This is a genomic window from Streptosporangium sp. OZ121, from assembly GCF_051918885.1.
Classification (GTDB): domain Bacteria; phylum Actinomycetota; class Actinomycetes; order Streptosporangiales; family Streptosporangiaceae; genus Streptosporangium.
Genome location: NZ_JBPXMC010000010.1, coordinates 192,792 through 219,272, shown reverse-complemented (window position 1 = coordinate 219,272; position 26,481 = coordinate 192,792). Strand labels below are relative to the sequence as shown.

At 70.9% G+C, this 26,481-nt stretch carries 23 protein-coding genes and 1 pseudogene; 7 read left to right on the top strand and 17 right to left on the bottom strand.

Going from position 1 to position 26,481, the window contains the following annotated elements:
• Positions 1 to 24 precede the first annotated feature (24 nt).
• Both ACTOQ1_RS20325 and ACTOQ1_RS20320 read right to left on the bottom strand, forming a co-directional pair.
• Entirely contained in the window at positions 25 to 657 is a 633-nt protein-coding gene (locus ACTOQ1_RS20325) for a hypothetical protein (RefSeq protein ID WP_440069260.1), read from the bottom strand.
• Positions 658 to 963: 306 nt separating this feature from the next.
• Positions 964 to 1,146 carry an IS3 family transposase gene (locus ACTOQ1_RS20320; protein WP_440069259.1) on the bottom strand — a complete coding sequence of 61 codons (183 nt, stop codon included), beginning with the start codon at positions 1,144 to 1,146 and terminating at the stop codon, positions 964 to 966.
• Positions 1,147 to 1,272: 126 nt separating this feature from the next.
• Here ACTOQ1_RS20320 and ACTOQ1_RS20315 point away from each other — a divergent pair, with 126 nt between their 5' ends.
• The 4 genes and pseudogenes from ACTOQ1_RS20315 (at position 1,273) to ACTOQ1_RS20300 (ending at position 3,312) form a co-directional block, all read left to right on the top strand.
• Entirely contained in the window at positions 1,273 to 2,307 is a 1,035-nt protein-coding gene (locus ACTOQ1_RS20315) for an ion channel (protein ID WP_440069257.1), read from the top strand.
• A 237-nt stretch (positions 2,308 to 2,544) separates the two neighbouring features.
• A pseudogene (locus tag ACTOQ1_RS20310) lies at positions 2,545 to 2,646 on the top strand (transposase); the annotation flags it as partial.
• A complete protein-coding gene (locus tag ACTOQ1_RS20305; RefSeq protein WP_440069255.1) occupies positions 2,645 to 2,845 on the top strand; it encodes a hypothetical protein in 201 nt (66 codons plus the stop codon). The pseudogene ACTOQ1_RS20310 and the gene ACTOQ1_RS20305, both read left to right, overlap by 2 nt.
• Positions 2,842 to 3,312: a flavin reductase family protein gene (locus ACTOQ1_RS20300; protein ID WP_440069253.1), complete on the top strand. Its 471-nt coding sequence runs from the start codon at positions 2,842 to 2,844 to the stop codon at positions 3,310 to 3,312. Before ACTOQ1_RS20305 ends, ACTOQ1_RS20300 begins: the two co-directional genes overlap by 4 nt.
• Before the next feature lie 264 nt (positions 3,313 to 3,576).
• Here ACTOQ1_RS20300 and sppA read toward each other — a convergent pair whose 3' ends face one another.
• The 12 genes from sppA to ACTOQ1_RS20240 form a co-directional block, all read right to left on the bottom strand.
• Entirely contained in the window at positions 3,577 to 5,280 is a 1,704-nt protein-coding gene (sppA, locus tag ACTOQ1_RS20295; protein WP_440069251.1) for a signal peptide peptidase SppA, read from the bottom strand.
• A gap of 169 nt (positions 5,281 to 5,449) precedes the next feature.
• Positions 5,450 to 7,555 carry a S8 family peptidase gene (locus ACTOQ1_RS20290; protein WP_440069250.1) on the bottom strand — a complete coding sequence of 702 codons (2,106 nt, stop codon included), beginning with the start codon at positions 7,553 to 7,555 and terminating at the stop codon, positions 5,450 to 5,452.
• Positions 7,556 to 7,701: 146 nt separating this feature from the next.
• Positions 7,702 to 9,306 carry a glycosyl hydrolase family 18 protein gene (locus ACTOQ1_RS20285; RefSeq protein ID WP_440069248.1) on the bottom strand — a complete coding sequence of 535 codons (1,605 nt, stop codon included), beginning with the start codon at positions 9,304 to 9,306 and terminating at the stop codon, positions 7,702 to 7,704.
• Between the two features lie 279 nt (positions 9,307 to 9,585).
• Positions 9,586 to 11,889: a 1,4-alpha-glucan branching protein GlgB gene (gene glgB, locus ACTOQ1_RS20280; RefSeq protein WP_440069247.1), complete on the bottom strand. Its 2,304-nt coding sequence runs from the start codon at positions 11,887 to 11,889 to the stop codon at positions 9,586 to 9,588.
• 367 nt (positions 11,890 to 12,256) lie between these two features.
• The gene (locus tag ACTOQ1_RS20275) at positions 12,257 to 13,501 is read right to left on the bottom strand and encodes a copper amine oxidase (RefSeq protein ID WP_440069245.1); all 1,245 of its coding nucleotides are present in this window, start codon (positions 13,499 to 13,501) and stop codon (positions 12,257 to 12,259) included.
• Between the two features lie 3 nt (positions 13,502 to 13,504).
• Positions 13,505 to 14,179, bottom strand: a complete 675-nt coding sequence (locus tag ACTOQ1_RS20270; RefSeq protein WP_440069244.1) for a hypothetical protein — start codon at positions 14,177 to 14,179, stop codon at positions 13,505 to 13,507.
• A gap of 313 nt (positions 14,180 to 14,492) precedes the next feature.
• Positions 14,493 to 15,842: a collagen-binding domain-containing protein gene (locus ACTOQ1_RS20265; RefSeq protein ID WP_440069242.1), complete on the bottom strand. Its 1,350-nt coding sequence runs from the start codon at positions 15,840 to 15,842 to the stop codon at positions 14,493 to 14,495.
• Between the two features lie 263 nt (positions 15,843 to 16,105).
• On the bottom strand, positions 16,106 to 16,699 hold the full coding sequence (locus tag ACTOQ1_RS20260; protein ID WP_440069240.1) for a bifunctional 4-hydroxy-2-oxoglutarate aldolase/2-dehydro-3-deoxy-phosphogluconate aldolase: 594 nt from the start codon (positions 16,697 to 16,699) through the stop codon (positions 16,106 to 16,108).
• On the bottom strand, positions 16,696 to 17,664 hold the full coding sequence (locus tag ACTOQ1_RS20255) for a sugar kinase (RefSeq protein WP_440069239.1): 969 nt from the start codon (positions 17,662 to 17,664) through the stop codon (positions 16,696 to 16,698). Before ACTOQ1_RS20255 ends, ACTOQ1_RS20260 begins: the two co-directional genes overlap by 4 nt.
• A 159-nt stretch (positions 17,665 to 17,823) precedes the next feature.
• The gene (dgoD, locus tag ACTOQ1_RS20250; protein WP_440069237.1) at positions 17,824 to 18,969 is read right to left on the bottom strand and encodes a galactonate dehydratase; all 1,146 of its coding nucleotides are present in this window, start codon (positions 18,967 to 18,969) and stop codon (positions 17,824 to 17,826) included.
• Between the two features lie 82 nt (positions 18,970 to 19,051).
• Positions 19,052 to 19,762 (bottom strand): FadR/GntR family transcriptional regulator, encoded by a 711-nt coding sequence (locus ACTOQ1_RS20245; protein WP_440069235.1) that lies wholly within the window; start codon positions 19,760 to 19,762, stop codon positions 19,052 to 19,054.
• Positions 19,763 to 19,809: 47 nt separating this feature from the next.
• Entirely contained in the window at positions 19,810 to 20,037 is a 228-nt protein-coding gene (locus tag ACTOQ1_RS20240) for a hypothetical protein (RefSeq protein WP_440069233.1), read from the bottom strand.
• 347 nt (positions 20,038 to 20,384) lie between these two features.
• Between ACTOQ1_RS20240 and ACTOQ1_RS20235 the strand changes: the two genes are divergently transcribed.
• Genes ACTOQ1_RS20235 through ACTOQ1_RS20225 form a run of 3 tightly spaced genes read left to right on the top strand, consistent with a single transcriptional unit; the run spans position 20,385 to position 23,447 of the window.
• The gene (locus tag ACTOQ1_RS20235) at positions 20,385 to 21,704 is read left to right on the top strand and encodes an ABC transporter substrate-binding protein (RefSeq protein WP_440069231.1); all 1,320 of its coding nucleotides are present in this window, start codon (positions 20,385 to 20,387) and stop codon (positions 21,702 to 21,704) included.
• A gap of 16 nt (positions 21,705 to 21,720) precedes the next feature.
• Positions 21,721 to 22,626, top strand: a complete 906-nt coding sequence (locus ACTOQ1_RS20230; protein ID WP_440069229.1) for a carbohydrate ABC transporter permease — start codon at positions 21,721 to 21,723, stop codon at positions 22,624 to 22,626.
• On the top strand, positions 22,623 to 23,447 hold the full coding sequence (locus ACTOQ1_RS20225; RefSeq protein WP_440069227.1) for a carbohydrate ABC transporter permease: 825 nt from the start codon (positions 22,623 to 22,625) through the stop codon (positions 23,445 to 23,447). The genes ACTOQ1_RS20230 and ACTOQ1_RS20225 overlap by 4 nt, the downstream gene beginning before the upstream one ends.
• Before the next feature lie 105 nt (positions 23,448 to 23,552).
• Here the strand turns inward: ACTOQ1_RS20225 and ACTOQ1_RS20220 are convergent, their stop codons facing one another.
• Genes ACTOQ1_RS20220 through ACTOQ1_RS20210 form a run of 3 tightly spaced genes read right to left on the bottom strand, consistent with a single transcriptional unit; the run spans position 23,553 to position 26,437 of the window.
• Complete coding sequence (locus tag ACTOQ1_RS20220) at positions 23,553 to 24,251, bottom strand: response regulator transcription factor (protein WP_440069226.1); 699 nt, start codon at positions 24,249 to 24,251, stop codon at positions 23,553 to 23,555.
• Complete coding sequence (locus tag ACTOQ1_RS20215; protein WP_440069224.1) at positions 24,238 to 26,028, bottom strand: histidine kinase; 1,791 nt, start codon at positions 26,026 to 26,028, stop codon at positions 24,238 to 24,240. The genes ACTOQ1_RS20220 and ACTOQ1_RS20215 overlap by 14 nt, the downstream gene beginning before the upstream one ends.
• 55 nt (positions 26,029 to 26,083) lie before the next feature.
• Complete coding sequence (locus ACTOQ1_RS20210; RefSeq protein ID WP_440069222.1) at positions 26,084 to 26,437, bottom strand: response regulator; 354 nt, start codon at positions 26,435 to 26,437, stop codon at positions 26,084 to 26,086.
• Positions 26,438 to 26,481 lie beyond the last annotated feature (44 nt).

Genomic DNA, 26,481 nt, shown 5'->3' with positions numbered 1-26,481 from the left:
TCCACCTCGCTCGGCTGAACGGCCTTACCTGTCGAAGTCCGGCCAGTAGTGCGCTGAGCGGCCGGCGGCCGACACGATCGCCGCGCCGTCGAGTTCGACGATGGTCAGCTCGATGCCGCCCAGCGGCCACTCCACGGCGAACTCGAAGGTCTCGGCCGGGGGAAGCGGCCACAGCCACAGCCCGAAGTCGCTGAAACCGAACTCGCCGCCGCGCATGCCGCTGCCGACCGGCGACCAGGCCAGCGTGGGCCCGGCCGGTGGCTCGCCGAAGGGGCTCATCCTGTTCCGCAGTTGATCGACGGTGGTGGCCTTCGCGCCGTCGGCGAAACGCACGCCCAGCCGCAGCAGCGAGTCGGGCGGCTGAGCCCCGCCGCGCGGCCCGGCCGCCTGGGCGAACGGGGAGCCGCCCATGTGCAGGTACCACCAGTCCTGGGCCGACAGGTCACCCTGCCGGGACACGACCTCCACCTCCAGCATGCAGCCGGTGCTGAAGACCCGGATCGTCGGCAGCAGCACCACGACGTTCGGACTGCGGGCCACCACCCGCTCGACCGCGAGCACGGCTCCGGCCTCAAGGGAGGGAGGAGCGGACCAGGGAGGGAGGTCGGGGCGGTCGAAGGAGGGTTCCTGCTCCGTTGGTACGGGATCGAAGAACATCACTTCATGCTACGTAAAATCCTTTTTCGCTGGCAGGTCGTTCTGGTACGAAAGGTCGATCGCGTCCTGTCCGGCGCTGTTCTTCCCTTCGCGCTCGCCCGGCGACTCAGCGCCGCGCTGTCGATCCGAGTTCGAACCAGATCAGGGTTCCGGCGGAGTCACGGTGAAATCCTCGGCGGGTGGCGAGATCGTTGACGAGCACGGACAGGAGTCGCGCTGCCATCTCGGTCACCTCCCGTGCTCTCGGTCGTGTCGCTCTCGCCGCTTGATGTACCCCGAGTTCGGTGGAGTCGGCTTGGTTGACTCTCATGCCGACTGGACGTTCGGATAGAGCATCTCGTACTCGATAGGGGTGAGCATCCCTAGAGCACTGTGCCGTCGTTGCCGGTTGTGGAAGATCTCCAGGTATTCGAAGATCGCGTCGCACAAACCGCCTGAGGATGAAAGAGATTTATTCGTCGCGCTCCAGAAGCGAGTCCAGGGCGCCATGAGATGACAGGGCCTTTTACCGAATTGACCATGCACTGTCCAGCAAATTCGTATGCCCTGAAGCTTCTTTAGGGTTGTTTGTCTGGTTAAGGTGGCCGCACCGAAGCGTGTCGTGCGGGAGGCAGCGTGCCGATCTTGTTAGCTCGCCTGCTGGCCCGGATCACGATGCTGGGGACGTGGTGGACGCCGGTTCTCGTCCTCAGCATCGTGTTCCTGACGAGTTGGCCCCTGATGACGCTCGCGGAACCCGCCGACAGTGCGATCGTCCAGCCCGCCAACTACTGGTGGTACTTCGTGGTCACCGCCGCGACCGTCGGTTATGGCGACCTGTACCCGGAGTCGGCGGCGGGCCACGTCGTCGGCGCGTACGTCATCGTCGGCGGCATCGCGACGTTGACGACGGTGTTCGCCAGGCTGTCGACCGCATTGGAGAAGGCGAGGGGACGAAGAATGCAGGGTGCCATCACGGTGGAGATGTCGGGTCACATCGTGCTGCTCGGCTACACGCCGGGACGGACCGAGCAGATGGTGGACGAGCTGATCGCCGATGGTTCGAGCCGCATCGTGCTCTGCGCCTGGGACGACGTGCCGACCCACCCGATGCCCGACCGCGACGTCACGTTCGTACGCGGAGATCTGACCGACGACGGCGTGCTGCGCCGGGCCGGCGTGCAGCGGGCGCACAGCATGCTGGTCGATGCCCGCGACGACAACGAGGCGCTCGCGGTCGCGGTCACCGCCGACCACGTCGTCGAAGGAGCCCATCTCGTCGTCGCGCTGCGCGATCTCGGCAGGGTCCGGCACCTCCGCTATGTCAACGAGGCCGTACGCTGCGTCCAGTGGCACAGCCCTCACATGATCACCGAGGAGCTGAAGGATCCCGGCATCACAGAGATCTACACGCAGTTGATGACCCACGGCGGCGCCGACACCTATTCGGTGCGGTTGCCGAAGTCCCTGGGGCCGGTGCTGGTCGACCACTGCCAGACCTCCCTCGGCCGGCACCACGGCGCCACGATGCTCGCCGCGCGCGCCGGTGACACGCTGCTGGTCAATCCCGGCTGGCAGACCCGGCTGCCGACGGGGGCCGTCCTGTACTACGTCGCCTCCCGCCGCCTCACCCCCGATGAGATCGTGAACACACTGCGCGGGGCGGCCTGACCGGGGGATCGTGAACGCGCTGCCGGCATCCAGGCCGGGCTTCCTCATACAGGGAATCTTCGAGGCGCCGGGGCCCTGGACGGTGATCGGTATGCCGTGGGGGCCGGCGTGACGACGAAAGGTCAACGCCCAGACCCCTCTGGGGAGGCCCGCGACCACCGAAGTTCCTCAGTGGGTGGTTGAGAGGTGGTCGTTGGACCGTCTTGCCAGGTGGGTGTGGGGAGGGCATGACAAGAGATCGGTTTCTATCCCTCTGATCTGACCGATGAGCAGTGGGCGCTGATCGAGCCGCTGTTTCCCGCTCCACACTGGGACGGCCGCCCGGATGATGCACCCCGTGGTGTGCCCCGACTCCACCGAACTCGGGGTACATCACTTCATCGATCCCGGCGCGGTTCAGGTGACGATGGTGGTGAAGGGGCGGAAGGTGATCTCTCGCGAGCGGAATGCGGCGATGAGGAGGTCGCGGGGCGAGGTGATTCGCGGCACACCGCGCCGGGCCGAGCACCTGCCCGGTTCCGGGATGATGGCCGCATGAACGAGTTCGTCGAGTCCATGGCCCAGGTGGTGACCGGTGTGACGGTCGTCACGGTGAAGGACGGGCGCGACGACGTGGGGGTGACGGTCGCCACCTTCACCTCGCTGTCGCTGGACCCGCCGCTGGTGATGGTGAGCCTGGACAACGCCGGATACCTCAACGAGTTGCTGCTCCGCCATGACCGCTGGGCCGCCAGCGTGCTGTCGGCGGGGCAGAAGGCGATCGCCAGCCGCTTCGCCACCGCGGGCCGTCCGGGGGCGAGGCTGCTGCTCGCGGGGACGCCGCACCACCGGGGCGCGCTGAGCGAGGCCCTCGTCGTGGACGGCGGCGTCACCGCGCTGGAGGCCGAGACGGTCAAGGTCGTCCCGGCCGGGGACCACACGGTCTTCATCGCCAAGGTCCTGGGGGTCGACTACGTCGACGCCTCGGTCCTGCCGCTGGCCCGCTACCGGAGCCGCTACCGCTGACCTGTCCAACGGAACACCGCTCCGGCTTTTCACAAGGAGGGAACGGCTCCACGTGGAGGGACGGCCCTTCGCGCGGAGGACGGTTCTTCGCGCGGAGGACGGTTCTTCGCGCGGAGGGAGCCGCCCCTCCGGAGAAGGCCTTCCGATCAGGGTGGCCGTGCCGCCCAGGGCTCCGCGCGGGGCCGCCGCGCCGGACGTGCCGTCCGGACGCGATGGCCATCACCGGGGAGTGCGGGAAGAGTCAGGAAACGCGGGAGAACGGGGTCAGCGGATCGTCCACGAGCCGGGGAGCATCAGCGGCCCGTACGACGGCAGGCCCAGCTCGCCCGCCAGGTGGGCGATCGGGCCCCAGGCCTCCAGGCGGACCCGGGCCATGGCGGCGGCCTTGTCCTCGCTGGACTCCGCGGGGCGCAGCCGCTCCAGGGGACTGAGCTTGGGGTAGACGCGCACCGGGGCGTCGACGGGCAGCCCGGCCTTCTTGCGGGCCAGGGCCAGGGCGTCCTCCAGACCGCCGAGCTCGTCGACGAGGCCGCCCTCCAGAGCGTCCGCCCCGGTCCAGACCCGGCCCTTGGCCAGCTCGTGGGCCCGCTCGCGGGACAGGCCGCGCCCCTCGGCGACCTTGTTCACGAAGTCGTCGTAGACCCGGTCGAGCCAGGCGTTGACCCGTGCCCACTGCGCCTCGGAGAAGGCGTTGGTGGGGGAGAGCATCCCGGAGTTGGCGCCCTCGCCGACGGTCTCGGAGGACACGCCGATCTTCTCCAGCAGCCCGCCGATGACCGCCTTGCCGCCGAACACGCCGATGGAGCCGGTGAGCGTGCCCGGCTGGGCCACGATCACGTCGGCGGCCATCGAGACCATGTAGCCGCCGGAGGCGGCCAGGTCGCCCATCGAGATCACGATGGGCTTGCCCGCCTTGCGGGTGAGCACGACCTCGCGCCAGATGGCGTCGGAGGCCGTGTACGAGCCGCCGGGGCTGTCGACCCGGAAGACGACCGCCTTGACGTTGTCGTCGCGGCGGGCCGCGCGCAGGGCGGCGCAGATGGTGTCGGAGCCCATGGCGCCACCGCCGCCCAGCGGGCTGCGGCCGCTGCGGCCGAGCCGGATCGGGCCGTTGCCTCGGACCAGGGCGACGGTCTGCTCGCCGGGGTGCGGCAGCTTCTTGGCGGACAGCGCCTTGGCGTAGCGGCCGACGTACAGCAGCAGCGTGTTGTCGCCGACGGCCTCCTTGACCTCGTCGTAGACCTCGTCGCGGTAGGCCAGCCGGTCGACGAGACCGGCCTCGACGGCCTCGGCGCCGATGAACGGGCCCTGGTCGATGAGCTCGCGCACCCTGGCCGGTTCGAGGCCGCGCCCCTCGGCGATGCCGGCCACGACCTGCTCGGTGATCGACTCGGTGATGCGGCTCATCGACTCGCGGTGGGCCTCGGTCATGTGGTCCTGGGTGAAGGTGTTGGCGGCCGTCTTGTACTCGTGCCGCTGGCCGATCTGGTACTCGACGCCGAGCTTGCCCAGCGCGCCCCGCAGGAAGCGCTGCTCCATCGCGACACCGGTCAGCCCGACGTCGCCGGACGGCTGGAGGTAGACCCGCTCGAAGGCGCTGCCCAGGTAGTACGGAACGGTGCCCCCGCCGAGCTCGCCGAAGGTCTCGGCGAACGCGACGGTCAGCTTGCCAGAGGCCCGGAAGTGGATCACGGCCTGGCGGAGCTCCTGGACGATCGCGAGTCCCAGCGGCTGGCCGCCGATCTTGACGATCAGAGCCTTGACCCGGTCGTCCTTCCTGGCGCGTTTGAGCCCGGCCAGCACGTCGGTCAGGCTCGTCTTGCGCATCGCCAGGACGGCGCTCAGCGGATCGGCCGGGGGACTGCCGTCGGTCAGGCCCTCGGTGAGGTCGAGCTCAAGGACCAGTGGAGCGGTACGTCGCTGCTTGAACCGGTCGACAGTGTCGATGATCACCTTGGTCGCGTCCATGCCCCTCACCCTAAGCGACACATACCGGGCTTATGCGGTTCGGTGAACGTCCACCTGTTTTCCGGCCCCCGGGGGGTTCCATGACCCCGGCGTCCACGCGCGGTCCGGCGAACGGCCACCTGTTTTCCGTCCCCGGGGGTCTTCACGACCCCCGGGGTCCACGCGGCGCCTACGCGGCTCGGCGGGCGTTCACCTGCTTCTTGAGCATCGAGGTGGACGCGGCGGGGGCGCTGCCCTTCAGGCGTGCCTTCTCCACCGAGGTGAGGACCGTCTTCAGGGTGGCCGTCTCCTTGATCTTGGCGGTGAAGTTCACGCTCCCGTTCGCCCAGTTCAGCCAGGAGGCCAGCAGCTCGCTCTCCAGCCTGGTCTTCGCCGTCTTCTTGGCGGGCTTGAGCACCTTGTACGCGCCGCCCGGAGTGGAGGCGGACGTGACCTCGGAGAAGACCTTGCTGGCCTTGGTCACCATGCCGAGGTAGCAGCCGAGCGTCGCGTCCGAGATCTTGCCCTTGCCCCGGGTGACCTCCACCGCCCACTGCGCGGCGCTCAGCGTCTTCGTGGACTTGCCGCGCGTGCACACCGTGGGCGCCGCCGCCTTCGTCGGGGGGACGGTCACGGTCACGGTGACCGTCACCGTCGGCAGCGGGATCGGCGTCGGCACCGGGTCGCTCGGCGTGGCCGAGGGGGAGGGACCCGAGCTGGGCTCGGGGCCGGGCTCCTCCGAGGGCTCGTCGGAAGGTTCCTCCGAGGGCTCGTCGGACGGGTCGTCGGAGTCGGAGGGCGGGTCGGCGGGCTCCTCGGGAAGGGGCGTCTGGGTGACGGGCGGGCCGGGGGTGCCCCCGGCGATCGCGGCGTTCAGGTCGAGGCGCGGGGTGGTCACCGTGCCGTAGGTGATCGGGCGGCCCGTCGTCTTGAGCTGCTCGGCCAGCGCGTCCGGGGTGCCCGGGGCCTTCTGGGCCATCAGCGCCAGGGCGCCGGTGACGAACGGGGTGGACATCGAGGTCCCGCTGTAGACCTGGTGGCCGCCGCCGGGCACCGCGGAGTCGATCTCGAGACCGGGGGCGAAGAGGTCGAGCACGGAGCCGTGATTGGACCAGTAGGGGACGGTGTCGTCGTCGCCCGTCGCGCCCACCGTCACCGGGCCGGAGAAGCAGCCGGGAGCCCCGGCGCCGGACACGCCCTCGTTCCCCGCGGCGGCCACGACGGCCACGCCCTTGGCGCGAAGGTCGTCGATCCGGCTCCTCATCGCCGCCAGGTCGGGTTCGGCGTCACACGTTCCCTCGTAGAGGCCGCCGCCGAGGCTGAGGTTCACCGCGGCGACGTTCCTGCCCTCGTCCTTGAGCTTCGCGACGTGCTCCAGGGCGAGCAGGATCGTGGACTCGAACGCGGTCAGGCAGACCCCGCCCTCGTCGGCGCAGTCGTTGATCCTGCTGAAGACCTGGATCGCCACGATGTCCGCGTCGGGGGCGACGGCGTGGGCGATCCCCGCCACGTGGGTGCCGTGGTCACACAGGTTGACCTGCTCGTGGACGCATGCGGCGGTGTTGGCGTCGGCGGACCCGGGGTCGCTCGTCTGCCCGTTGGGGCACAGGGACTGCGCGCCGTCGTCCGTCGCGGAGAAGCAGGCCTGCGCCACGACCTTGCCCCCGAAGTCGGGGTGGGCGGCGTCGATCCCGGTGTCGATGATCGCGATCGTCTGGCCCTGGCCCTTGGTCCCCGCGGCGTGCGCCTTGTCCGCGCCGATCACCTGCAGGCTGGTGGCCAGCGAGCCCGCCGAGCCGAGTGAGTTCGCCGAGCCCAGCGACCCCAGCGACGTGGGGGAGTACGTGCGGTCGCGGCGGATGGACAGGACGCGCGGGTCCTCGGCCAGCTTGGCGAGCGACTCGCCGGTCCCCTCGACCACGATGAACGAGGTGTCCGCGGGTTCGAGGACGACCTGGGCGTCGGGCAGCTGCCGCGCCTCCCCGGCCACCGGCGCCGCCTCCGCGGGGGCCGCCAGCTCGACGATGACCCGGGCCCCGTCGTCGTCGGAGGCGAGTCCCGCCTCCAGCTTCGGCAGCGGAGGCGCCGGTGGGGGCGTCGCGTCGGCGGGGGGCGGGGCCGGTGTGGCGGCGGGCGTCTCCTGGCCCTCCGTCCCTCCGGCTCCGCCGTCCGGGGCCGCGGGTGGGCTCTCGCTCGCGGAGGCCGCCGGCGGCGCCGGTGTGTCCTCGGCGAGGGCGGGTACCGCGGGCGCGATGGTGAGAACCAACGCCATGGCCACGAGAGCTCGAAGTCGCACACGTCCTCCGGGGGTAAAACGGGCGTTTCGGAGTCTAAGCAGCCGTATGCGCCGCGTGAATACTTTGCCCCAGATTTGGAGGATCTTCGGAGAAAAGCTCGACCCCCCGCGGCGTAGCGCACACGGAGGGTCGAGTGGTCGAAATATTACTTGAGGCCGTTGGAGATGGCGGTGATCAGCTCACCGTTGGTGGTGTCGCCGCTGGTCTCCCAGAAGAACGCCCCGCCCAGACCCTGGTTCTTGGCGTAGGTCATCTTCCCGGCGATGGTGGAGGGGGTGTCGTAGCTCCACCAGTTGCCGTTGCAGAAGGCGTAGGCGGTGCCGCCGACGGTGCCGGTGGGCGGGCACTTGGTCTTGAGGACCTTGTAGTCCTCGATCCCCGCCTCGTAGGTGCCCTGGGCCGCGCCGGTGGCGGAGCCGCCCGGAGCCGCCTGGGTCACGCCGGTCCAGCCGCGGCCGTAGAAGCCTATGCCCAGCAGCAGCTTGCCGGCCGGGATGCCCTTGGACTTGAACTTCTGGATCGCCGCGTCGGAGTTGAACCCGGCCTGCGGGATGCCGGGGTAGGAGGTCAGCGGCGAGTGCGGAGCCGTCGGGCCCTGGGCGTTGAAGGCGCCGAAGTAGTCGTACGTCATCGGCATGAGCCAGTTCAGGTTGTTGATGGCACCCGCGTAGTCGGCGGCGTCGATCTTGCCGCCGTTGGAGCCGTCGGCCGTGGTCGCCGCGGTGACGAGGGCGTTGGGGCCGAACTTGGCGCGCAGCGCGGAGATGATGTTCTTGAAGGCGTTCGGGCCGCTGCTGTCACAGGTCAGGCCACAGGCGTTGGGGTACTCCCAGTCGACGTCGATGCCGTCGAACACGTCGGCCCAGCGCGGGTCCTCGACCAGGTTGTAGCAGGAGTCGGCGAACGCGGCCGGGTTCTGCGCGGCCTGGGTGAAGCCGCCGGACCAGGTCCAGCCGCCGAAGGACCAGATGACCTTGATGTTCGGGTAGGCCTTCTTCAGCTTGCGGAGCTGGTTGAAGCTGCCGCGCAGCGGCTGGTCCCAGGTGTCGGCCACGCCGTCGACGCTGTCGGCCGCGGTGTAGGCCTTCTCGTAGTCGGCGTAGGAGTCGCCGATGGTGCACCGGCCGCCGGTGGTGTTGCCGAAGGCGTACAGGATGTGCGTCAGCTTCGACGCGGAGCCGTTCGTGACCAGGTTCTTCACGTGGAAGTTGCGGGCGTAGACGCCCCACTGGGTGAAGTATCCGACGATCTTCTTACCGCCGGGGGGCGGCGGGACGGTGGGGGTGACCGTCGGGGTGGGGGTCGGCGTGGGGGTGACCGTGGGCGTGGGAGTGGGCGTCGGGTCCGGGGTACCGCCGCCGCCGTCGCAGGCGGCGCCGTTGAGCTTGCAGTTCAGCACGCCGGTGATGCCACCGGGCGCGCCGACGAAACCGAAGCTCGTCGAGGCGCCCGCCGCGAGCGAGCCGTTCCACGACTTGTTGACGAAGGTGTAGTGGTTGCCGCTCTTCGTCAGGTCGGCGTCCCAGGACGAGCTGATCGAGGTGCCGGAAGGCAGGTCGAACTCGACCTTCCAGCTGGTCAGCGCGCTCGTCCCGGCTTTCACGACGACCTTGCCCTCGAAACCGGAGCCCCAGTTCGAAGTCGTCGAGTAGGTCGCGGTGGCGGGTGTGGCGGCCGTCGCCGTGCCGATCCCCAGGGGGACGAGCAGCGCTGCCGCCGCGATGAAGGAGCCGATGGTAATTCGTCGCAAGGGTCGCTCCAGGTCAGAGAGTGCCAAGTCCCCGTATTCATAGGAAAGTTTCCTATTAGTTTTCTGAGCGTAGGTTCTCGTTCGCCGACGGTCAATGCCTTGTTCGTGGATATAAGGCCGATTTAAGGTTTTCGGCTGGGCGGGCGGCGGCGCGGGTGCCGGAAGCGTGAAGCGCGAAACGGGCCGGTCGCGCGCCCGCGCGTCCGGCCCGTTTCGCATCTGGCCTGTCAGAGAGTCGTCAGAGAGTCAGAGGCCCTGTCGGAGAGTTCGGGGGCTCGGTCAGGCCGGTTCGGCCTCCCTGCGCTCCTCCGGCTCCTCCGGTCCCCTCGGCTCGTCCGCGGCGGGCAGCTCGGTCACCAGCCGCTCCCGTACGATCTCCCGCTCCGCGGCTTCGACGATCTCCACCGCGCGCTCGTCCACGGCGGGTGCGAGCTCGCCCGGGTGGCGCAGCCACAGGGCGCCCAGGGGCGGGACGCGCAGGGTCGCGGAGTACGGGAGACCGTGCCGCGGCTCCTCGGTGGCCTCGACGACGCCGAGGTTGCCCACTCCGCTGCCCGCGTAGTCGTAGGCGTCGGTGTTGAGCACCTCCTCCCACGCCCCGGGGAAGGGCAGCCCGAGGCGGTAGTCGTCGTGCGGCGCGCCGGAGAAGTTGGCCACGCACGCCACCACCGAGCCGTCCTCGGCGTAGCGCAGGAAGGAGAACACGTTGCCCAGCGCGTCGTCGGCGTCGATCCAGCGGAAGCCGTCGGGGGAGGCGTCCACGCTCCACAGGGCCGGGGACTCCTTGTAGACGCGGTTGAGGTCGCGGACCAGCCGCTGCACTCCCCTGTGCCCGTCGAAGTCGAGCACCCACCAGTCGAGCCCGCGCTCCTCCGACCACTCCGAGCCCTGGCCGAACTCGCCGCCCATGAACAGCAGCTGCTTGCCGGGGTGGGCCCACATGAAGGCGAACAGCGCCCGCAGGTTCGCGAACCGCTGCCACTCGTCGCCGGGCATCTTGCCGAGCAGCGACCCCTTGCCGTGCACCACCTCGTCGTGCGAGAGCGGCAGCACGAAGTTCTCCGAGTACGCGTACATCAGCGAGAACGTCATCTGGTGGTGGTGGTACTGGCGGAAGACCGGCTCGTGCTTGAGGTACGCGAGCGTGTCGTGCATCCAGCCCATGTTCCACTTGAACCCGAAACCGAGCCCGCCCAGGTGCACCGGCCGGGAGACGCCCGGCCACGCGGTCGACTCCTCGGCGACGGTGACGATGCCCGGCGCCTCCCGGTAGGCGACCGCGTTCATCTCCTTGAGGAACGCGACCGCGTCGAGGTTCTCCCTGCCGCCGTACTCGTTGGGCGTCCACTCGCCCTCGCGCCGCGAGTAGTCGAGGTAGAGCATCGAGGCGACCGCGTCGACGCGCAGCCCGTCGACGTGGAACTCGCGCAGCCAGTACACGGCGTTGGCGACCAGGAAGTTGCGCACCTCCCTGCGGCCGAAGTCGAAGATGTAGGTGCCCCACTCGGGGTGCTCGCCCCGCGCGGGGTCGGCGTGCTCGTACAGCGGGGTGCCGTCGAACCTGGCCAGCGCCCAGTCGTCCATCGGGAAGTGCGCGGGCACCCAGTCGACCAGCACCCCGATGCCCGCCTCGTGCAGGCTGTCGACCAGGTGGCGGAAGTCGTCGGGGGAGCCGAAGCGCGACGTCGGGGCGTAGTAGGAGGTCACCTGGTAACCCCAGGAGCCGCCGAACGGGTGCTCGGCCACCGGCATCAGCTCCACGTGCGTGAACCCCATGTCCACCACGTAGTCGACCAGCTCGACGGCGAGTTCCCGGTACGACAGGCCGGGCCGCCACGAGCCGAGGTGCACCTCGTAGACGCTCATCGCCTCCCGCAGGGCGTCGCCGCCCGCGCGGCGGCGCATCCACTCGTCGTCCCGCCAGACGTATTCCGACTTCTCGATCACCGAGGCGGTCGCGGGCGGCACCTCGGTGCGCCGGGCCATCGGGTCGGCCTTGGCCCGCCAGACCCCGTCCGCGCCGAGGACGCTGAACTTGTAGCGGTCGCCGGGACCGAGACCGGGAATGAAGAGCTCCCACACGCCCGACCTGCCGAGCGAGCGCATGGGGTGCGCCACGCCCTCCCAGTGGTTGAAGTCGCCGATGACCCGGACGCCGCGCGCGTTGGGCGCCCACACGGCGAAGGCCGTGCCGTCCACGTCCTCGTGCCGCATGACCCGCGCGCCGAGGGTCTCCCAGAGCCGCTCGTGGCGCCCCTCGCCGATGAGGTGCAGGTCCACCTCGCCCAGCGTGGGCCAGTGCCGGTAGGGGTCCGTGGTCTCGTACGGCTCGGCACCGGCGTAGGTGATCCGGAGCCGGTAGTCGGGGATCTTGTCGACCCCGGGCAGGGTCACCGCGAACACGCCGTGGGCCACGTGCCTCATGTCGTGGGCCCCGCCGTCCACGAGCGCCTCGACCCTCTGCGCCAGGGGCCGCAGCGTCCGGATCGTCACGCCCTCGGGACCCAGGTGCGACCCGAGGATCGAGTGCGGATCGTGGTGCGCTCCGCCCGCGAGCCGGTCCAGGTCCAAGTGCGCGTTCATGGCTTACTCCCGTAGATCGATAGCCCCTACCTTGCCCTACTCGGGTGACCCATCCCATGCCCCTGTCCGCTATCACCATGCGTGTTGGTAAAACGTGCGGATCCAAGCGAGATAAAAGTCACGATTGTCGGTTATGTGGGGCCGGTCAAACCTCGTTCGCCGACCGTATCCGATCATGGGCCGCGTCGTGCGCGGGTTCGGGCCGCCGCCGGTGACCGGTGTTCCCCGCCACGGCGGGGAACCGCCGGGAACGTCACGGTGGGGAATCGCCGGGAACGACGCGGCCGGGACCCGCTGGGAACCGCCGGGAACGACGACGCGGCCGGGAAAGGCCCGGAACGACGCGGCCGGGAACGGCCGGGCGCGGTCAGTGCGGGTTCTTGGCGGTGACGTCGCGCGGGGTGATGCGGAATCCCTGCCAGTGGCTCGGCATGGGGTCGGCGTCCTCGTCGCGGGGGACGTGGTGGTAGCCGACGTTGACCCACAGCACCGGGTCGGCGAGCCGCTCCCCGTTGGTGTAGCGGTCGACGGACCGGGCGCACCCGGGAGCCGGGTTGACCGTCGCCAGCCGCTCGCAGGAGCGGTAGTCGGTGACGTAGAGATCGGCCCGGGTGAAGGCCTCGTCGGCGGGGCCCCGGTACTGGGCGGTGTCGGAGTTGTTGATCTCCCAGGAGACGCGGTGCCCGTCGGCGTTGCGCACCTTCCTGTCGACCACCCGCCACCAGCGCATCGGTTCGCTGACGGCCTTGGCCTCCTCCGTGAAGGCCGTCCGCAGGATCTTCCGGCTCGCGGTGCCGGAGCCGCTGAAGTCGTACTGCTCCACGACGTCGTCCGCCCGGCCCGCCACGTCGAAGTCCAGGCGCCAGAAGATGTTGTGGGTGTGGCTCGCCTCGAACCCGCTCGCGCCCACCCCGATCGGCCAGCCATGCTCGGGCGTGGTGGTGAACCCGGCGAGCGACCCGGTGGCCCCCACCCGCGGGGTGATCGCGCCGTCGTCGGAGAAGGCCCATTCGGCCAGGTAGGTGTACCAGCCGACCTGGAAGGCGGCGAACACCACCAGGTCACGCCCCTGAGCCGTCTTGTTCAGCTGATCGGGGAGCGCCTTCAGGTACGCGTGGCCGCGAGCCCTGGTCGTCACGCAGACGAACTGCTCGCGACGCTCGCCGAGCGGGCAGTCGGCGGCCCGCAGCGGGATGGCGGTGTAGCCCAGCGACCCGATGTCGTGGTAGCGGGGACGGCCCCTGTCGTACGGCACGTGGATCTGGGCCAGCGAGGTGCTGCGCAGCACGGTGATCGGCCGCTGGCCCCTCGGCGTGTAGACGATCCTGGTCAGGGTCAGCCCCTCGACGTTGCGCATCTCCCAGCAGAGCTGCCAGCGCGCCCCGTTGGGCAGGGTCTTGTCGACGCGGTACGGCGCGTTGCAGGGGGTCGCCGCAGGCCGCGCGGCGGTCCCCGGTGCCGTCGCCGGCGCCTCCGCCGGGGCGCCGGTCGGCGGTGGCGCGCTGGACGACGTGAGCGGCGGCAGCGGAGGTATCGGCGCACCGGGTGCGGAAGGCGGTGCGGCGAGCCCTCCGGCGAGCAGGGCGCAGGAGAGGGTGAGACGGAGGAACACGGGCTACCACTCCAGGGTGTGGATCTTCTTGGCGGACAGGTCGACGACCATCCGGCTGGTGTCCAGCCAGGTGCTGTCGGGCAGCCGGACGAACAGCCGCAGGCACCGGTGGACCTCGCACTCCCTGGCGGGCCCGCTCTCGCCGAACGGGGTGAAGATCAGCCCGCGCAGCCCCAGGTCCGCCGCCGACCTCAGCCGGCCGCCCCCGGCCCTGGCGAACGCGTCGCGCGTGACCTTGCCGTATCCCGGGTGGGACAGCAGGAGACCGGCGGCCGTCGTCTCCTCCTCCTTCGACGGCGGCGGCTGCACCCCCCGCGCCACGGTCTCCCGCACGATCTCGCCGCGGCCGAGGTCGACGGTCCGCACGATGAGCCTGTCGTTGCCGTAGTCGTAGAGGTACGCGTCGGCGCGGCGGCGATCGGAGGAGTCCTTGTCGTCGTCGCGCTCCACGTAGAGCAGCTTGATCCGCCCGGCGGCCATGTGCGACCTGGACCCCGCCGACGCGAGCGTGGTGGCCTGGGCGACCTCCTGGCCGGTCAGCGGGTCCTCCCGCGCGGGCATCTGCAGGGTGGACCTCGCGGCCTGGGATCCCTGCTCGCCGGAGAGGAACAGCACCGCCCCGGCGACGACGGCCACCCCCGCCCCCGCGACCGTCATCACCATCAGTCTTCGCCCCATGAACGCCCTCTTTACTCACCGTTGACTTTTCATTGCGAAGAGTAGCGATCGGGGAGTGTCCCGGCGGGTCCAAAGGCGTATTGCACTTTTGATTTATCTTGTTGGCGTTAATGGATTTTTGTCCGCATTCTGGGCCCGGAGGGCGAGGGCGGGCCGGGACTTTCCCTGCCGGGTTCGGGAAGGCGTTCCGCGCCTTTCACCTGCGGCGGGGGCATCCTCATCCACCCGCGGGAAGGGCGTCCGGCAGGAGGTCCCACTCCTCCCACCGGAATCCCGTCACGGCGGCCCACGCTCCGGGTTCCCGGCCGGGCTGTCAGCCCTTCCCGGCCTTGAGCGGCCGCAGGCATTCCCGCCCATGTCCACCGTGGCACCGGTCCGTTCTCTTCCAGCTCTTCCAGTGCCCGCAGTGGCGCCGATCTTCTCGGCACCGGTCCCGGGAGTCGCGCTTCAGCTTCAGCGAGTTCGACTGGTGGCTACCACTGTGCAGCCCCGTGGCCGGGGATCCCGGACGGGTGAGGGCCGGCTCCGCCGTGACCGTGGCGGTGGCGGTGACCGTGACGGTGACCGCGGGGACTGGAGCCGGTGTAGGAGCCGGTGTCGGGGTGGGGGTGGGGGTCGGTGTCGGGGTGGGCGTGGGTGTCGGGGTGGGGGTCGGTGTCGGGGTGGGCGTGGGCGTCGGGGTTGGGGTCGGTGTGGGGGCCCCGCAGTTGAGTTCGGTGCTGAACGGGGTGTCGTGTATCTCTCCGCCGTCGGCGGTGGACGTGCCGTGGGTCAGTTCGCGGACGATGACGTTGCCCTCGATGTTGGAGGAGTTCTCGTCGACCAGCGCGGCGGACGGGGCGAAAATCGTCCCCTCGATCGTGGCCCCCATGCCCGAGGGCAGGTTGATGGCGGTGGCGTCGGGGAAGTTCAGCAGGATGAAAGGGCTCTCTTCCGCTCCGACACCGGCGAAGTTGGGCGGTGCCCAGGTGTAGACACCGCCCACGGCGGTCGTGTCCACGACGATCATGAGGGGACTGGTGGCCGTGGGCCGGTCGTTGAAGGTCAGGTTGGCGATGTTGCTCAGGTTCGCGGCGCTGATCTGGAGAACGTTGGTGACGTTGGGAGTCAGGTTGACGTAGGCGCCGGCTCCGGGAGGGATCACACCCCCGGGGTAGGGCACCCCGTTGGCGTCCTCCAGGATCACGGTGTTCGCGCACTGGGCCAGGGTCGTGGCCCGCTCGCGATAGGTGGCGAAAAGCTGGGGGAAGTCGAATATCGAGGCGGGGCCGACGGAGGCGACGGGCTGGCGTACGGTCAACTCGACCCTTGAGGGCGCCTCGTAGTCGCCGGTCGCGTTCACCCGCGTGTTGACGAGCGCGCCGTTGTTGTCGGTGTCCATCACGAACGTGCCGGAGAGGTCGCCGATCTTGACGTAGCCGCTCGAGAGAACCTGGACCCTTCCCGTGGGGATGCTCTGGGCGAAGTCGACCCGGCCGCCCACCACCAGCGCCGTGGGCCGCGCGTCTCCGGGCGCGACGTAGGTGCCCGCCGTCGCGCCGGCGATCCGGTAGTTGCCGGTCAGGATGAGGTCTCCGCCCACGGCCAGCGTTCCCTCGTTCTCGTTACCGGCCAGCCGGGCGTCCGACTCCACGACGACGGTGAAACCGTTGTTCCCGCTCACCGGGTTGAGCGGCGCCCGCGCCGAGGCGGAGCTCAGAAGAAGGGCCCCCGCGCTCAAAGCGAGGGCACTCAAGCAGATGGAACAGCCCAGGACGCGCATGAATCCCTCTCTCACCTGGTTCGCCGACCGGCAAGCCTAGGAATCCCGGAGGGTTCCACGCGCTGTGGGAAGTCAAGTGTCCGTCATTTGTGCGACTCGAATACGAGGTGAGAAGAGGGCGGGCACCTGGCCGGCCGGTCGATGACACCGCGAGGCTCGTCCGGTCACCCCGTGCCGCCGAGCCCGGCCAGGAGGCCGGCCAGCTCGCCGGTGCTCGCCCGGGTGAGGGCGTCGCCCATGCCGACGGCGATCGCCCCCGCGCGGATCCACTCCGGCGCGTCCCGTACGGTCACCCCGCCCGTCGGCATGAAGGGCACCTGGTCGAGGGCGCGGGACAGGTCGCCGAAGGCGGCCAGGCCGATCCCGGACGCGGGGTAGAGCTTGACGACGTCCGCGCCGAAACCCATCGCGGTCAGCGCCTCGGTGGGGGTGAAGGCCCCGGGCATGGCGGCGGCCCCGCCGCGGTGCGCGGCCTCGATGACGGCGCGGTCGACGTTGGGCGCGACGACGAAGCGGGCACCGGCCTCGATCGCCTCCTCCGTCGCCCGCGCCGTGAGCACGGTCCCGGCGCCCACCACGGCGTCCGGCCACGCGCCGGCCAGCTCGCGGATGAGCCGCAGCGCGCCGGGGGTGGTCATGGTGATCTCGATGAGCCGCACACCCGCGGCCAGCACCTCGGTCGCGGCGGCGCGCGCCTCGTCCTCGCTCCGCTTGCGGATGATCCCCACCAGCCGATGGGATCTGACCAGGTCGATCATCGGTCGAATCCTTCCTGTCCCGAAACGAAGGCGTCGTACTCGTGCGGGCGGGGGAACCCCTCGTAGTCGCCCCGGTGGGCCACCACCTGGGCGGCGGTCCACGACCCGGTCCGCAGGGCGTCGGCGAAGGACCGGCCCCGGAGCAGCTCGAACAGGTAGCCCGCGGTGAACGCGTCCCCCGCTCCGACGGTGTCGACGACGACCGGGGCCGGGTGGGCGGGCAGGTCGATCGGCTCGCCGCCCCGCTCGACGGCGACGCACCCGCGCTCGCCGCGACGGATCACGACCCGGGGGACGCCGAGGTCGACCAGGGCGCTCAGCGCGTCCGCGCAGGTGGTGGTCGCGCTGATGGCGAGCGCCTCGTCCTCGCCGAGGAGCAGGTCGTCGACGTCCGGCAGCAGCGTGCGGCAGGCCGCCGCGGCCTCTTCGAGCGTCCACAGCTTGCGGCGGATGTTCGGGTCGAAGCTCACCGGCACCCCGTGGTCGCGGGCCAGGCCGACGAGGGTGCGCACGGCCTCGGCGGGCCCCTCGCCGAGGGCGAGCGTGACGCCCGTGACGTGGACGCGGCGGGCCGCCGCGACGAGCTCGCCGGGCACGTCGGCGCCGGTCAGCTCGGTCGCGGCGGATCCGGCCCGGTAGTAGTACACGTTCGTGAGATGCGGGCCGAGCACCTCCTTGACCATCATCCCCGTCGGGGACCCGCCCGTCTTCACGTGGCCGACGTCCACGCCCTCCCCGCGCAGGGTGCGGTGGACCTCCACGCCGAAGGGATCGGGGCCGACCCGCGAGATCATCGCGGGCCGCGCGCCGAGCCTGGCCAGGCCGATGGCGACGTTCGCCTCCGCCCCGGCTATCGACTTGGCCAGGCAGGACGCGCTGTCGAGGCGCTGCCCCTGCACGTACAGGCTGACGAGCGTCTCGCCCAGGGTGAGGATGTCGGATACCTGGACATCAGGCATTCGCATGGCATTCGTCCTTGTGGTCGGTGTGGGACGCGGAGACGGTGAGCCGCCAGGTCACCGCTCCGGAGGCGGGTACGGTCCCGCGCCGGTCGGGTCGAGCGCGGCGCCGGGCATCGGCTCGACGCGGACGTCGGCGCGGCGGGACCGGGGCGAGCCGGTCGGTCACCATTCGGCGAACGAGCCGTCGTCGTGGTGCCAGACCGGGTTGCGCCAGGCGTGACCGGTGCGGTCGGCGCGGCGGACCGCCCGCTCGTCCACGGTGATGCCCAGGCCGGGGGCGTCCATCCGGCGCAGGTGCCCGTCGACGAAGCGGAACGGCTCGGGGTCGACGACGTAGTCGAGCAGGTCCGCCCCCTCGTTGTAGTGGATGCCGACGCTCTGTTCCTGGATGAGGAAGTTGGGCGTGGCGAAGGCGACCTGCGCGCTCGCGGCCAGGGCGATCGGGCCGAGCGGGCAGTGCGGCGCGAGGAGGGCCCCGTAGGTCTCGGCGAAGGCCGCGATGCGGCGTACCTCGGAGATGCCGCCCGCGTGGGAGAGGTCCGGCTGCACCACGGCGACACCGGCCCGCAGCGGTTCGAGGAACTCGGTGCGGCCGTACAGCCGCTCGCCGGTGGCGATCGGGATCGGCGAGCAGGTGACGACGTCGTGCAGGGCGTGGCCCTGCTCGGGAAGCAGCGGCTCCTCCGCGAACAGCGGCCGCAGCGCCGCGAGTTCGGGGAGGATGCGGCGGACCGCCGCCGCGCCCGCCCGGCCGTGGAAGTCCACGGCCACGTCGCGCTCGTCGCCGAGCACCTCCCTGGCGGCGGCGAGCCGTCGCACCACGTCGTCGATCTCGGACGAGGTGGGCAGGGGGGAGAGGCGGCCGCCGGCGTTCATCTTGACCGCGGTGAAACCCGCCTCGACCTGGGCGGCGACCTCCGCGGCCACCTCGCCGGGCTCGTCGCCGCCCACCCAGGAGTACACCCGGACGCGGTCGCGCACCGGGCCGCCGAGCAGCGCGTGGACCGGTGCGCCGTACGCCTGCCCCGCGATGTCCCACAGCGCCTGGTCGAGGCCCGCGACGGCACTGGAGAGCACGGGGCCGCCCCGGTAGAAGCCGCCCTTGGTGAGCACCTGCCAGTGGTGCTCGATCCGCAGGGGATCCTCGCCGACGAGATATCCGGCGAGCACCTCCACCGCCGCCCGCACCACCTCGGCGCGGCCCTCGACGACCGGCTCGCCCCAGCCGACGATGCCCTCGTCGGTCTCCACACGGCAGAAGAGCCAGCGCGGCGGGACGAGGAAGGTCTCGACTCGCTCGATCTTCACTGCGCTTCCTTCACGTCTTTCGAGTCCTGGGGGTTCCCCGGCATCCGGGTGGAGTCCGGGAGCTTCGAGTCCTGCGAGGTCCTCACTGTTCTTCCTTCGATCGGCGAACCCTGGCCACGTCGTGCACGGCCTTGGCCAGCAGCCCCCGCATGGCGCGTTCGGCGGTGTCCGGGTCGCGGTCGTGGATCGCCTCGACCACCGCCCGGTGGCTGGGCACCGGGTCGTCGTGGTGCTCGCCGCCGTGCACGAGGCGGTCCCGTTCGGCCAGGCCGGTCTCGATGACGATCTCCATCCGCTCCAGCAGCTCGTTGTGCGTGGCGGCGAGCAGCGCGCGGTGGAAGCGCAGGTCGGCGGCGACGGCCGCGACGGGGTCGCCGTCGGCGGCGGCCATCGCGTCGAGCGCCGCGTCCAGGGCGGCGAGATCCGCCTCGGTGGCCCTGTCACTGGCCAGCCGGGCGGCGGCCGGCTCCACGATGGTGCGTACCTCGTGCAGCTCGTCCAGCAGCCGGGGGTCGGTGTGCTCGTCGAACTGCCATCGGATCACATCGCCGTCGAGCAGGTTCCAGTCGGTGCGCGGCCGCACGAAGGTGCCGCGCCGCTGCCGGGCGTCGACGATGCCCTTGGCGGAGAGCACCTTGAGTGCCTCGCGCAGTGCGGTGAGGCTCACACCCAGCTCCTCCTGCAGAGCCACGATGTTGAGCGTCTCGCCCTCGGCGATCCCGCCGCTGAGGATTCGCCGTGCGACGATCTCGACGGTCTGCCCGTGGACGCCGCGATGTGCGTACCGTGCCAAGGTTTTCGCGCCTTCCCTGTTGGTGATCGCTGTTGGTGATCGATGTTTCAGGCCGAGGCTTTCACCGCGGTCCGGCCGCCGTCCACAACGGGACCGGCGCCGGTCGCGTGAGCCGCGTCCGGCGACGCGAGGAACGCGACGGCGGCGACCGCCGCGGCCCCGCGGGTCTCGTCCCGGACGTCGGCGGCGACCGCCGCGGCCCCGCGGGTCTCGTCCCGGACGTCGGCGGCGACCGCCGCGGCCCCGCGGGTCTCGCCTCGGACGCCGGCGGCCACGGACGGTGATCACCCGCCGGTGGGCCGGATCTCGTCCGCGAGACCCGTCGTGTCGCGGGCGTCCGGCACGTCCGGCGGCCCCGCCGCGGCACCACGGCGGCTCCCTCGGCGGCGGGACGCCGGGCGCTCGCCACCCCGGTGCCCGCCGATACCGCTGTGACCAGCGCGACCTTCTCCGGAAGCCGGTTCATGACCATCCTCCCGTCGTCTCGCCGATCTCAGTTAAATCATTAATTATGAAATATATTGACAGTCGATGAGGACCGATGCAACCTTCTGCTCACGACGTTCACATGACCGACACAAAGCGAATGTCACGTAACGTGTCGACGAAGGAGGGAACACCCTTGAGCGACTTCGACCCCGGTCGCCGCCGGTTCCTCGGCCAGATGGGGCTCGCCGGCCTGGGCGCGCTCGGTGCCGCCGGGCTGGCGAGCGGCTGCGCCACCTCCGCGACGAAGCCCGCCGCGACGGCCGCCGCCACCTCGCCCGGTGCCGCCCCGGCCGGGCCGGTCACCCTCCAGTCCAACCTCTCCTCGCCGCAGGCCAAGGCGGCGATGCAGAAGATCGTCGACGGGTTCAACGCGCTGGGCAAGGGGACGGCGACGCTCAACACGGTCGCCTCGGAGACCTACCGCACCCAGCTGCCGACCTACCTCACCTCGGCCAACCCGCCCGACCTCTACACCTGGTACGCGGGCTCGGTCGCCAACAACTACGCCGACAAGGACCTGCTGCTCGACGTCTCCGACGTGTGGGACTCGATGGGCGACTACCCCGCGGCGCTGCGCGAGCTGTCCACCGACGGCGAGGGCAAGCAGATCTTCGTGCCGATGAACAACTACTGGTGGGGCTTCTTCTACCGCAAGTCCAACTTCGCCAAGTGGGGTGTTCAGGAGCCGAAGACCTGGGCCGAGTTCCTCACCCTGTGCGAGACGCTGAAGGGCAAGGGGATCCCGCCGATCGGCATCGGCCTGGGCGACACCCCGTGGGTGGCCTCCATCTGGTTCGACTACCTCGACATCCGGATCAACGGGGCGGGCTTCCACCGGGAGCTGCTCGCGGGCGAGCAGCGCTTCGACGACCCCAAGGTGAAGGCCGTCTTCGCCAGGTGGCGCGAGGCGCTGCCCTACTTCGACCCGAAGGGCAAGGCGTACCCGTTCCAGGAGGCGACCACCGCCCTGCTCGGGGGCAAGACGGGGATGTTCCTCATCGGCACCTTCTTCGCCGACGCCGCCCCCAAGGACGCCCTCGACGACCTGGACTTCTTCCGGTTCCCCATCATCGATCCCGGGGTGCCGATCGTCGAGGAGGCGCCGACCGACGGCTTCTTCGCCAGCGCGAGGTCGGCCAATCCGGCCGGGGCCAAGGCGCTGCTCACCTACCTGGCCTCGGCCGAGGCGCAGGAGCTCTACATCGCGAGCAGCTCGGGCATCGTGCTCCCGGCCAACCCCAGGGCCAAGGCGGCCGACTCGCCGCTCGTCGCCAAGGGCAAGGCGATGCTGGACGAGGCCGCGGACCTCACCCAGTTCTTCAACCGCGACTCCAGCGACGCCCTGCAGCCGACCGCCGACACGGCGCTGACCAGGTTCATGGACGAGCCGGACGAGATCGACACCATCTTGAGCGAATGGCAGACGGCCGCGCAGAAGGTCTTCAAGGGCTGACGTGACGGTCACCCCCTTGCAGACGACCCCTGCCGGACCGGCGAAGCGGCGGCGATCGGTTCAGCGCCTGTCCCCGCTGCTCGCGGTGTTCGTCCTGGTGCCCTTCGTGGTGGAGAGCGTCTGGGTCTTCTGGCCCGCGGTTCAGGGCCTCTACCTGTCGCTGACGCGCTGGGACGGGCTCACCCCGCCGGAGTTCGTCGGCCTGGCCAACTTCGCCGAGCTCGCCGGCGATCCGATCTTCCGGGGCGCGCTCGGCAACACCGTGCTGTGGCTGGTGCTCTTCGGCGGGCTCTCCGTGCTCGGCGGCTTCGGCATGGCGCTGCTGCTGCAGCGCGACCGGCGGGGCGTCGGCTTCTACCGGGCGGCGCTGTTCACCCCGGTCGTCTTCTCGCTGGTCGTGACCGCGCTGGTGTGGCGGGTCTTCTACCAGCCGGACGGGCTGGCCGACCAGGTCCTCACCGCGGTCGGGCTGGAGCACCTGAGCCGCCCCTGGCTCGCCGACCCGGACACCGCGCTCTACGCGGTGATCCTGCCCGCCCTCTGGCGGCAGATCGGCTACGTCATGGTGCTCTACCTGGCCGGACTCAAGGCGATCGACCCGGCCCTGTACGAGGCGGCCAAGGTGGACGGGGCCGGGGGCTGGCAGCGGCTCAGGAACGTCACCCTCCCGCAGCTGCGCGGGGTCAACGCCGTCGTGCTCTCGGTGATCGTCATCGACTCGCTGCGCTCCTTCGACATCGTCTGGGCGCTCACCAGGGGCGGGCCGTACCACTCGTCCGAGCTGCTGAGCACCTACATGTACTCGGCGGCGTTCCAGAGCCTGCGCCTGGGTTACGGCTCGGCCATCGCGGTGGTCATCTTCGCGCTCGCGCTCGTCGTGATCCTCGGTTACCTGGTCCGTGCGTTCCGGGAGGAATCATGACAAGAGGACTTCGGACCGGTGCCTTCCACGGGGGCATGACGCTGCTGTCGCTGCTCTGGCTGTCACCGATCATCTGGGTGGTGCTCACCTCGCTGCGCACCTTCGACGACGTGGCCGCCAACGGCGTGGGCAGCCTGCCCCGGTCGTTCACGTTCGACACCTACCGCCAGGCGTGGAGCGACGGCGGCCAGCTCCAGTCGCTGGTCAACAGCTTCCTGGTGACCGTGCCCGCGGTGGCGCTGAGCCTGCTGCTCGCGGCGATGGCGGCGTTCGCGCTGGGCCGCTATCGCATCCCGTTCCGCCGCACGCTGCTGCTGGTCATGCTCGCGGGCAATCTGCTGCCGCCGCAGATCCTGCTCATCCCTGTCTCCAAGTTCGCCGAGCTCACCGGCACGTACGACACGCTCGCCGCGCTGGTCGCCGTCCACGTCGCGTTCGGCCTCGGCTTCTACACCTTCGTCCTGCACGGTTTCATGCGCGAGCTGCCCGCCGCGATCCAGGAGGCGGCCACCATCGACGGCGCGGGCGTCGCGCAGGTCTTCTGGCGCATCGTGCTGCCGCTGACCAGGCCCGCACTGGCCGCGCTCGGTGCCCTCTCCTTCACCTGGATCTTCAACGACCTGCTGTGGGCGATCACCGTGCTGCGTACGGACACCAGGATGCCGGTCACCCCGGCGCTGCTCGGGCTGCAGGGCCAGTTCGTCTCCTCCTGGAACGTCATCGCGGCCGGCACGATCATCGCCGCGGTGCCGACGCTGCTGGTGTTCCTGCGGTTCCAGCGGCACTTCATCTCGGGCCTCGCGATCGGAGCGGTCAAGTGACGCGGTGGGTGCTCCACGGTGCCACGGCGGAGCGCGGGGGCGCCGTGGCACCGGACCGCGGAGCCGGTCGTGTTCCACCGGGAGTGACCTGCCGGCTCTCGTGTCCTACTTGGGCGGGCCGTTCCGCCGCAGGTAGGCGAGCACGGCCTGGACCCGCCGGTGGTAGTCGGACGCGGGCGGCAGGTCGAGCCGGACGAACACGTGCCGGATGTGCGCCTCCACGGTCCGCGGCGCCAGATGGAGCCGTTCGCTGATGGCCTGGTTGGACAGCCCCTCGGCCATCAGCCCCAGGATCTCCAACTCGCGCGCGCTGAGGTACCCGGTCCGGCTGGGCCGGTGGGCGAGCATCGTGGCGACCACCTCGGGATCGACCACGCAGCCACCCGCGTGCACGCGGCGCAGGGCCTCGACGAACGCGTCGATCCCGGCGACCCGATCCTTCAGCAGGTAGCCGACGCCGCGCGGCTCCCCGTCGAGCAGGGCGAACAGGTAGCGCGTCTCCAGATGCGCCGACAGCATCAGCACGCCGGTACCCGGACGCTCGCGGCGCAGGTCGAGCGCGGCGCGGAGCCCCTCGGTCTGGAAGTCCGGCGGCATCCGTATGTCGATCACGGCCACGTCCGGGGCGTGTTCGGCCGCCGCCGCGTGCAGGCTCCGCACGTCGCCGACCTCGGCGACCACGTCCACGCCCTCGCCGCGCAGCGCCCCGGCGATGGCCTCCCGCAGGAAGACGGAGTCGTCGGCGAGCACGACCCGCGGGGAGCTACCGCCGCCGGGCGTCAACGCAAGGTCAGCAGGCGTCAACGGGAAGCACCGCCTTGATCGTGGTCCCGCCCTGGGCGGGACTGACGAGGGTGAGATCGCCGCCCAGCGCGGCGACCCTGTCGACCAGTCCCTGCAGGCCCGAACCGCCCGCCAGGTCCGCGCCGCCCCGGCCGTCGTCGCTGACCGACACCGCCAGCACGCCGTCCGCGTGCCGTACGCCGACCCGGACGAGGCCGGCCTCGGCGTGCTTCATCGCGTTGGTCAGCGCCTCGGCCACCACGAAGTACGCGGCGGACTCGACGTTCGGCGCGAACTTCGGCAGCGGACCCAGGTCGGTCTCGACGGGCAGTGGCAGCCGTGCGGCCAGCTCCTCCAGCGCGACGGCCAGCCCCGCCTCGGCCAGCAGCGCGGGGTGCAGGCCCTGCGCCAACTCCCTGATCTCTGCCAGCGCCGCGGTCAGCCCCTCGGCGGCCGAGGCCAGCACGTCGGGTACGGCCGGGTCGCCGTGCTGGAGCCTGCGCCGGGCCAAATTCACCTTGAGCAGAGCGGTGACGAGACGCTGCTGGGCGCCGTCGTGCAGATCGCGCTCGATCCGGCGCCGCTCGGCGTCGGCCGCCTCCACGATCCTGGCCCGTGAGGCGCGTACCTCGGCCAGTTGCGCGGCCACCTGCGCGGCCAGCGACCGGTTGGCCAGGGCGAGCCCGGCCGCCGCGGCGACCGTTTCCAGGACGTGCGGGTCCTCACACAGCAGCGGGTCGTGCACGAGGAAGGCCTGGCGGTGGTCACCGCCGCCGATGGGCGTGACGGCCTGGGACGGCGCCGGGTCCAGGGGCACGCCGTGCCGGTCCACCAGGCCGTGCTCGCCGTGCCGGCCGGCCGGGCCCGTGCCGGTCAGGAAGGCCACCCGCAGCGACTCGTCACGCAGCGAGCGGGCCAGCAGATCCTCGATCTCGCCGGTCTCCTTCGGATCGCGCAGCCGCCGCAGCAGCCGGTCGACCGCGCCCCGGCCCAGATAGAAGTAGATCATCCCGGCCAGGAAGGCCAGGGGTAACGCCGCGAAGAGCAGGTCGTACACGTAGACGAACGCGGTGCGGAGCTCCCGGTCCTCGTGGAAGACCAGCCCGACCACGGAGAGCAGGCCGCTTCCCAGCATGATGGCGATGGCCGGTGCCAGCAGGGAGCGCATCAACGCCCGCGCGCTCAGCCATCGGCGGGCCAGCACCACGACCAGACCGGCCGACACGACGATCGCCGTCAGCCGCGCCCCGGCCCTCATGACGTCTTCCATGGCCAGGCTGTCGGTGATGAGCAGCAGGCCGGGCGCGTTGCCGGGGATGCGGGCGTGCATGTCCACGAAGAGCGCGTTGAGCAGGCCGTTGCCCGCCGCCCCGAGGTAGGCGATCGCGGCCAGCAGCCGCTGCGGGCGCGACTCCAGCCGCCCGGTGGGGAACGCGAGCACCAGGTGGGCTAGGAACGGGCCGGACGCCGCCAGGGTCAGCTGGCCGACGGTGTGAACCCACGCCACGGGCGACAGCTGCAGGTCCTCGGAGAAGAAACCGATGCCCACCCCCATCATCAGCGGGCCGACCTTGTTGGTGGCGCGCCGGTGGTGCGCCACGATCCCCGAGACGAGGAAGAGCGCTCCGGCGACGGTGTGGACCGTCACCCGGAAGATGTCCGCGTCCGGCACGCCTGCGGCGATCAGGGTGGTCCACCCGCCCAGCGCCGCTCCGCACAGGGCGACCGCCCACATGGCACCGTCCCCGTGCCACCAGCGCCGTGATCCAGCCGGGTCGCCCGCTGCCCCTGGCTTCACGGGAGAAGTCTCACCCGGCGCCCTCCCGGGGTCAACGCGATAACGCCCGAGGTGGTCAGCCGTCCAGGACACGGAGCAGCTCCTCCACCGACAGCGCCCTTTTCGGTACGAACCCGCGTGCGCCGCAGCGTTCCACCAGCGGCCCGTAGTCGGCCGCCTCCCGGATCGAGCTGAGCACGACGTCGGCACCGCCCCCGACCAGCGCCGGGCACACCTCGAAGCCGCTGACGTCGGGCAGCCGCACGTCCAGCAACACCACCTCCGGTCGCAGCCTCGCCGCCTCGGCCAGCCCGGCCGAGGCGGTCTCCGCCTCGCCGACCACCCGGAACGTCTCCCCGTCGAGCAGCGCGCGGGCGACCTCGCGGAAGGCCGGATCGTCGTCGACGATCAGCAGGCGTCTGGTGGCCATAGGCCACTGTCGCGCGGAACCCGGGACGCCCGCATCAGTGCGAG